Source organism: Micromonospora sp. NPDC047730, assembly GCF_043204765.1.
In the GTDB taxonomy this organism is placed as follows: Bacteria; Actinomycetota; Actinomycetes; order Mycobacteriales; family Micromonosporaceae; genus Micromonospora.
In genome coordinates this window covers 147,227-154,190 of the sequence record NZ_JBIDCU010000017.1, presented here as the reverse complement: position 1 = coordinate 154,190, position 6,964 = coordinate 147,227, and the positions used below count along the sequence as shown (strand labels likewise).

Here is a 6,964-nt window from a genome sequence, read left to right as displayed (position 1 = left end):
GGGGGGGGGGGGGGGGGGGGGGGGGGGGGGGGGCGGGGGGGGGGGGGGGGGGGGGCCCCCCGGGGGGGGGGGGGGGCGGGGCCCCCCCCCGCGGGGGGGGGGGGGGGGGCCCCCCCCCCCCCCCCCACCGCACCTCAGAGGCGGGCGAGCGCCCTGCGCAGCGGGTCGAGCCCGAGCGAGCCCAGGTCGAGCGCCTGGCGGTGGAACTCCTTCAGGTCGAAGTCGGCGCCCTTGCGGGCCTTCGCCTCGTCGCGGGCCTGGAGCCAGATCCGCTCGCCCACCTTGTACGAGGGGGCCTGCCCCGGCCAGCCGAGGTAGCGGTTCAGCTCGAAGCGCAGGTTCTCGTCCGGCACCCGGCAGTGCGCCCGCATGAACTCCCAGCCCAGCTCCGGCGTCCAGCGCTCGCCCGGGTGGAAGCCGAACGGGTTGTCCTTCGGGATCTCCAGCTCCAGGTGCATGCCGATGTCGACGATCACCCGGGCAGCCCGGAACGCCTGCCCGTCGAGCATGCCGAGCTTGTCGCCCGGGTCGTCCAGGTAGCCCAGATCGTCCATCAGCCGCTCCGAGTAGAGCGCCCAGCCCTCGCCGTGCCCGGAGACCCAGCAGAGCAGCCGCTGCCAGCGGTTGAGCAGCTCGGCGCGGACCGCGGTCTGGGCGACCTGGAGGTGGTGACCTGGCACGCCCTCGTGGTAGACGGTGGTCACCTCGCGCCAGGTGGAGAAGTCCGTGACGCCCTGCGGCACCGCCCACCACATGCGACCGGGGCGGGAGAAGTCCTCGCTCGGGCCGGTGTAGTAGATCGCGCCGTCGCTGGTCGGGGCGAGGCAGCACTCGATCCGGCGGACCTGCTCCGGGATGTCGAAGTGGGTGCCGTTCAGGTCGCTGATCGCCTTGTCGGCGAGCGCCTGCATCCAGTCCCGGAACGCCTCCTTGCCCTGGATGGTCCGGGCCGGGTCGGCGTCCAGCGCCGCGACCGCCTCGTCGATGGTCGCGCCGGGGCCGACGATCCGGGCGGCCACCGCCCGCATCTCGGCCTCCAGCCGGGCCAGCTCCTCGAACCCCCAGGCGTACGTCTCGTCGAGGTCGACCCTGGCGCCCAGGAAGTACTGCGAGGCCAGCTCGTAGCGCTCGCGGCCGGCGGCCTGCTTCTCCCGGCCCAGCGGGGCCAGCTCGGTGCGGAGGAACTGCCCGAACTCGGCGGTCGCCGCGGTCGCCGCCGCCGCGCCTCGGCGCAGCTCGGCACCGAGGCTGCCGTCGGCGTCCAGCCGCTCGACCAGCCCGTGGAAGAAGTTGTCGCCGTCCGGGTCCGTCCAGATGTCGCACTGCTTGGCGACCTCGACCAACTGCACCCGGGAGCTGACGTGGCCGGCGGCGGCCGCCTCGCGCAGCGTCGCCTTGTAGCCCTCCAGCGCGCCCGCGAAGCCGTTCAGCCGGGCGGCGATGTTGGCCCTGGCGTCGTCGCCCTCGGTGGGCATCAGGTCGAACACCATGCGGACCTCGTGCAGGCCGCTGGCGATCACGTTCACCTCGCTGGTCGTCTCGCCCGCCTCGTAGCGGGCGAGGTCGAGGCCCAGCCGCTCCTGCATGGCCTCCTTGGCGGTCCGTTCCGACTCTGATTCCGGCTCGGTCACGTCCAGGTCCGCCAGGGTCTGTCTGATCAGCCCGGCCCGGGCCGCGTATCCGTCCGGTGACAGATCGTCGAGCTGGCCGTCGTAGCCGGCAATGCCGACGTAGGTGGCGCCGGTCGGGCTCAGCGGCGCCCAGTCGGCCACGTACCGGTTCGCGAGGTCATCGATTCGTCCCACGCTGCGACCCTACGCGACGCGACCGCCGAGTTGTCGAGCGTGTTTGCGGTGTTCAGGGCAGCAGGTCGGCAGGGTCGAAGTCGATCGGGAACGGTGCGTCGGCGTGGAGCCGCTGCCCGCCGAGCGCCTCCGCCAGGATGACGTACGCACCTTCCTCGTCGAGCGAGTACAGCTCGACCGACACGTGCCGCAGCCGTCGGGTGATCTCGATCCGCATGAAGTAGGGCACCCCGCCCTCGGCGCAGCGGCGCGGCTTGTCCACGAAGTCCTGCCGCCGGCTCCCGGGGGAGACGAACTCCACGGCCATCGTGCACAGCTTCACCGGGATCCAGCGGTCCTCCTCGTCGTCCGCCGGGAGGGTGTGCAGGACGGTCACGTCCGGCTGGATCCACCGCTGCGGAGTGAAGGTGAGGTTCACCTGGCCGTACACGTAGAGGCCGGCGGTCTCCGCGGCCGGCCCGAGGAGACGGATCAGCTTGGCTTCCCCGTAGCTGTTGGTGCCCACCTCGGCGGGTGTCATGACCAGCCTTCCGTCGATGCACTCGTAACGCGCGGCCGGCACTTCCGGCAGCGGGAGGTAACGGTCGGCGAGTCGCGTCGTCCACATCCCGTCGAAATCGGTGAGCGGGTCGAACCGCATCGGCATCGCCATCGGGTGGCCACCTCCTCGGCTGGTCAACGTCTCCAATGTAAGTCGGTTGCTGTGGCGGTCGACACGGCGTCCGAAAGTCGCGGGACATTGTCGTGGGGCTGCGGCAGAGTGTCAGGAGTGACAGCGGATATCACCCCTGACCGGGCGGCGCTGCGGAGCTGGCTGCCCGGGTTCGTCGCGCTGGCGGCGATCTGGGGCTCCAGCTTCCTGTTCATCAAGGTCGGCGTCGAGGAGCTGCATCCGCTGCATCTCACCCTCTACCGGGTCGTCGCCGGCGCGGTGACGCTGCTGGTGGTGCTCGCCGTGCTCCGTGACCGGCTGCCCACCGAGCCCCGGGTCTGGGCGCACCTGGCCGTCGTCGCCGCGTTCGGCGTCGCCGTGCCGTTCACCCTCTTCGGCTACGGCGAGCAGCGGGTCGAGTCGATGCTCGCGGGCATCTGGAACGCGACCACCCCGCTGATCGTGCTGCCGCTGGCGGTGCTGGTGTTCCGCACCGAGCGGCTGACCGTCCGCCGCGCGGTCGGGTTGGCGCTGGGCTTCGTCGGCGTGCTGGTGGTGCTCGGCGTCTGGCAGGGCGTGGGCGGGGCGCACTTCGTCGGGCAGCTGATGTGCTTCGGCGCCGCCGCCTGCTACGGCGTCGCCATCCCGTACCAGAAGAAGTTCGTCGCCGGCAGTGCGCACTCCGGGCTCTCGCTCTCGGCGGCGCAGTTGCTGATGGCGGCGGCCCAGCTCGCGGTCGTCGCGCCGTTCGTCGCGGGGGCGCCGCCGGCGCCGACCGGCCTCTCGGTCGAGGTGGTCGCCAGCGTGCTGGCGCTCGGCGCGCTCGGCACCGGCCTCGCCTTCGTCATCAACATGCGCAACATCCGGGTCGCCGGGGCGAGCACCGCCTCCACCGTGACCTACCTGATCCCGGTCTTCGCGGTGCTGATCGGCGCCCTCGCCCTCGACGAGCGGCTCACCTGGCACCAGCCGGTCGGCGCACTGATCGTGCTGCTCGGCGTCGCCGTCTCGCAGGGCCTGATCGGCCGGCGTCCGCCGGCGGCCGACGCCGCCGCGCCGCCCGCGCCGGCCATCGTGCCGGCCACCCCTCGCTGAGCGGCCCCGGCCGACGTCGCCGGGCGGGCTGCGCGGGCCACCTACCGCTGGGCGGCGCCGCGCGGTGTCGACGGGGCGCCCCGGCCCGGGGCGGCCGGCGAGGCGAGGGTTCAGCGCGCGGCGTGCTCGCGCGCCCAGTCGACCAGCCGGTCGGCGTCCCACGTGTTGACCACCCGGTCGGCGGGCACCCCGCAGAGGGCGGCGCGCTCGCAGCCGAACCGCTGCCAGTCGAGCTGCCCCGGGGCGTGCGCGTCGGTGTTGATGGCGAAGTCGCAGCCGGCCTCCAGGGCCCGACGGATCAGCCGCTTCGGGGGATCCTGCCGCTCCGGCCGAGAGTTGATCTCCACGGCCACCCCGCGCTCGGCGCACGCGGCGAAGACGGCGTCCGCGTCGAAGTCGCTCTCCGACCGGGTACGCGGCCGGTGCGCCCGGTCGCCCGGCCCCTTCACGCCGGCCGGCCGGGACGACACCATCCGCCCGGTGCAGTGGCCGAGGATGTCCAGGTGCGGGTTCGCGATCGCGGCCAGCATCCGCCGGGTCATCTTCGTCCGCTCGTCGTTCAGGCCGCTGTGCACCGAGCCGACCACCACGTCGAGGCGGGCCAGCAGCTTCTCGTCCTGATCCAGCGAACCGTCGGCGAGGATGTCGACCTCGATGCCGGTCAGGATCCGGAAGCCCTCCGGCAGCGCCTCGTTGACCTTCGCGACGTGGTCGAGCTGGCGGCGCAGCCGGTCCGCGGTCAGGCCCCGGGCCACCTTCAGCCGGGGCGAGTGGTCGGTCAGCACCAGGTACTCGTGGCCCAGCTCGACCGCGGCGAGCGCCATCTCCTCGATGGGGGAGCCGCCGTCGGACCAGTCGGAGTGGGTGTGGCAGTCGCCGCGCAGCGCGGTGCGCAGCGCGGTCGCCGCCGCGTCGAGGTCGGTGCCCTCGGTGGCGACCAGCCGGCGCAGGTAGACCGGCTCCTCGCCGGCGAGCGACTCGGCGACGCACCGGGCGGTGACGTCGCCGACCCCGGACAGCTCGGTGAGCTTGCCGGTGCGGGCCCGCTCGGCCACCTCCCTCGCCGGCAGCGCGGCGAGGGCCGTGGCCGCCGACCGGAACGCCCGGACCCGGTAGGTCGCCTCGTTCGCCCGCTCCAGGAGGAAGGCGATCCGGCGGAGATCGGCGATCGGGTCCCGGGCGCTCATTCCAAGGAAAATACGCCTCCGTGCCGCCGGTCGCAGGGACGACCTGCGGCGCGGTCAGCCGGTCGTCGCCGGGGCCTTCGGGCAGCCGTGCCGGCGGTGCCACGCGGCCACCTCGGCGGCCGGCTCGCGGTTGCCCTTGCGCCGCCACGAGTTCAGGTAGGGCGCCGGCCAGACCACGCCCCGCCGGATCCACCAGCCGTCCCGGCCCGTACACGGCGGGGAGATGCCGAAGTGCAGGTGGCAGACGTTGTTCGCGTTGCCCGTCCGGCCGACCTCGCCGAGCAGCCGCCCCGCCCGCACCCGCACGCCGGCGTCGATCCCGTCGGCGATCCGGCGCAGGTGCGAGCCGTAGTAGCGCACCCCGTCGTCGCCGAGCAGCGAGACCGACAGCCCGCCGTTGTAGGGCCCTCGCGGCCCCCGCTTGTCGAACCGGTCCACCCGGCTGACCTCCAGGACGAGGCCGTCGGTCACCGCCACCACGGGCTCGCCGCAGTCGGCGAAGATGTCCGTCCCCGGGTAGGCCGAGTGGGTCGGGTGGTAGGCGACGTTCGCCGCGCGTACCGGAAAGACGTGCGGCAGCCCGGCGCGGGTCGGCACCGCCGACGGGCCGGTCGGGGCGGCGTCGGTCGGGACGGCGGACGACGGCGCCGGTTGCGCGGCCGTGGCCGGCAGGCTCGGGCGGGGGGTGCCGGGTGCCGTCCCGGGCCGGCTCGTCGCGCAGCCGGCGGCCAGCACCGGCACGAGCAGCAGCAGGACCGGGTACGCCGGACGCGCGCGGCGGCGTCGGATCGTCGGCGAGGGCATCCGGACATCCTGACAGAGTCGGTACGGTGGGACGAGCCGCACGGCAGAGGGGAGGCGCAGGTGACGACCGGACCGTACGCCTTCCCGCCCGACCCGGACCTGCGCCCGGCGCCGCGTGCCCCCTCGGGGCTCTTCCCCGCCGGGCCGCCGTCGCGGCCCACCTACCGCGAGCCGCACCCGGTCACCGGCGTGGGCGTCGCCGTGGGCGGCGGCGCGGCGACCGTCTGGCTGCTCCTGTTCGGCCTGCTCGGCCGCAGCGTGTCCGAGTACGCCTGGTGGACGGTGGCGGCCGGCGGCCTGGCCTGGCTGGCCGCGCTGCTGCTGGTCCGCGCCGGCGACCGGGGGGTGGCCACCGGGGTCGCGATCGTCACCGCCGGCGGGTGGAGCATCGCCGCCGCCGTCGTGGCGGTGCGCTGGGCGTCGAGCGGGGACTGGCCGCTCTGGTAGTCCCCGGTCCCGGGGAGGTCCGGGCGGCGGGCGCGGCTGCGCTGCGTCGCGGGCCGGCTGCGCAGCGAATCCCGTCTTGACGTGGCCGCACGGACTCGGCACTCTCGGCGGTATGGCCTGGACCACTCCGCGGCTCGATCCCGAGCGCAGCCGTCGTCGCCAGCAGCTCCTCGCCGAGTTGGCGGGTGCCCGGGCGGTCCGCCAGCGCGAGCGGCCGCAGCGGGTGCGGAGCGAGCGGCTGCGGGAACTCATCGCCACCCGCCGTCGCGTCGCCGGCTGAGAGAGTTTCCTCAGGATTGACCGGCCCTTCGGGGCGTTGACCGGTCGTCTGCCGACCCGACCGGCTAACGTGCACGCGTAACGGGTCGGCGTGCCGAGGCTTTTGGGGGGACCGTGTCGTACTTCGCTGCGGCGGTCGTGCGTGACGGCGGCGGCTGGACCGCGGCCGAGGTCAACCTGCGGGGCGTCACCGACGTCGACGACGTCGCCGACCGGCTGCGCGACGTCGACCAGGATGCCGACCTGTCGCTGCTCTTCGTCGAGGCGGACGACGCGTACCTGGTGATCCTGCGCCTGGACGAGGGGGAGGACCTGCGGGTCTTCGGCTCCGACTCGGCGTACGCGGAGGAGTCCCGGCTGGGCGCGCTGCTGGTGGGAGACCTCAAGACCTCGGTGACGGGGGTGGACGACACCGACGAGCCGCGCCCGGCCCCTTCCGGCGACGAGGAGAGCCAGCAGCCCGCCGTCGACCCCGAGGCCGACCCGGTCGGCGACGCCGACATCCTGGCCGACCTGGGCATCCCCGCGCAGAAGCTGCTCAACCTCTGCGCACAGGAGGGCATGATGCCCGCCGACGTGACCGCCGAGGTGTGCCTGATGCTCGGCTGCGCCGACGAGGTCGAGGAGCTGCGTGAGGTCTGACCCGTCCGGTGCCGCCGGGCCGGGTCGGTCGGGGGCCGGCGGCGGGGAGCCGG

At 74.4% G+C, this 6,964-nt stretch carries 8 protein-coding genes; 4 read left to right on the top strand and 4 right to left on the bottom strand.

Annotated features, from left to right (window positions below):
• Nucleotides 1–134: 134 nt before the first annotated feature.
• Nucleotides 135–1,805: a DUF885 domain-containing protein gene (locus ACGF5G_RS29265; RefSeq protein ID WP_393268578.1), complete on the bottom strand. Its 1,671-nt coding sequence runs from the start codon at nucleotides 1,803–1,805 to the stop codon at nucleotides 135–137.
• 52 nt (nucleotides 1,806–1,857) lie between these two features.
• Nucleotides 1,858–2,457 carry a Uma2 family endonuclease gene (locus tag ACGF5G_RS29260; RefSeq protein WP_393268576.1) on the bottom strand — a complete coding sequence of 200 codons (600 nt, stop codon included), beginning with the start codon at nucleotides 2,455–2,457 and terminating at the stop codon, nucleotides 1,858–1,860.
• Nucleotides 2,458–2,574: 117 nt separating this feature from the next.
• Here ACGF5G_RS29260 and ACGF5G_RS29255 point away from each other — a divergent pair, with 117 nt between their 5' ends.
• On the top strand, nucleotides 2,575–3,552 hold the full coding sequence (locus ACGF5G_RS29255; RefSeq protein ID WP_393268574.1) for a DMT family transporter: 978 nt from the start codon (nucleotides 2,575–2,577) through the stop codon (nucleotides 3,550–3,552).
• 110 nt (nucleotides 3,553–3,662) lie between these two features.
• Here ACGF5G_RS29255 and ACGF5G_RS29250 read toward each other — a convergent pair whose 3' ends face one another.
• Both ACGF5G_RS29250 and ACGF5G_RS29245 read right to left on the bottom strand, forming a co-directional pair.
• Nucleotides 3,663–4,739 carry a PHP domain-containing protein gene (locus ACGF5G_RS29250; protein ID WP_393268571.1) on the bottom strand — a complete coding sequence of 359 codons (1,077 nt, stop codon included), beginning with the start codon at nucleotides 4,737–4,739 and terminating at the stop codon, nucleotides 3,663–3,665.
• Between the two features lie 54 nt (nucleotides 4,740–4,793).
• On the bottom strand, nucleotides 4,794–5,543 hold the full coding sequence (locus tag ACGF5G_RS29245; RefSeq protein WP_393268568.1) for a M23 family metallopeptidase: 750 nt from the start codon (nucleotides 5,541–5,543) through the stop codon (nucleotides 4,794–4,796).
• A 60-nt stretch (nucleotides 5,544–5,603) separates the two neighbouring features.
• Between ACGF5G_RS29245 and ACGF5G_RS29240 the strand changes: the two genes are divergently transcribed.
• The 3 genes from ACGF5G_RS29240 (at nucleotide 5,604) to ACGF5G_RS29230 (ending at nucleotide 6,911) form a co-directional block, all read left to right on the top strand.
• Nucleotides 5,604–5,990: a hypothetical protein gene (locus ACGF5G_RS29240; protein ID WP_393268567.1), complete on the top strand. Its 387-nt coding sequence runs from the start codon at nucleotides 5,604–5,606 to the stop codon at nucleotides 5,988–5,990.
• A gap of 112 nt (nucleotides 5,991–6,102) precedes the next feature.
• Nucleotides 6,103–6,270, top strand: coding sequence for a hypothetical protein (locus ACGF5G_RS29235; RefSeq protein WP_350709602.1), 168 nt, complete (start codon nucleotides 6,103–6,105; stop codon nucleotides 6,268–6,270).
• A 113-nt stretch (nucleotides 6,271–6,383) separates the two neighbouring features.
• Nucleotides 6,384–6,911: a tRNA adenosine deaminase-associated protein gene (locus tag ACGF5G_RS29230; protein ID WP_393268564.1), complete on the top strand. Its 528-nt coding sequence runs from the start codon at nucleotides 6,384–6,386 to the stop codon at nucleotides 6,909–6,911.
• Nucleotides 6,912–6,964 lie beyond the last annotated feature (53 nt).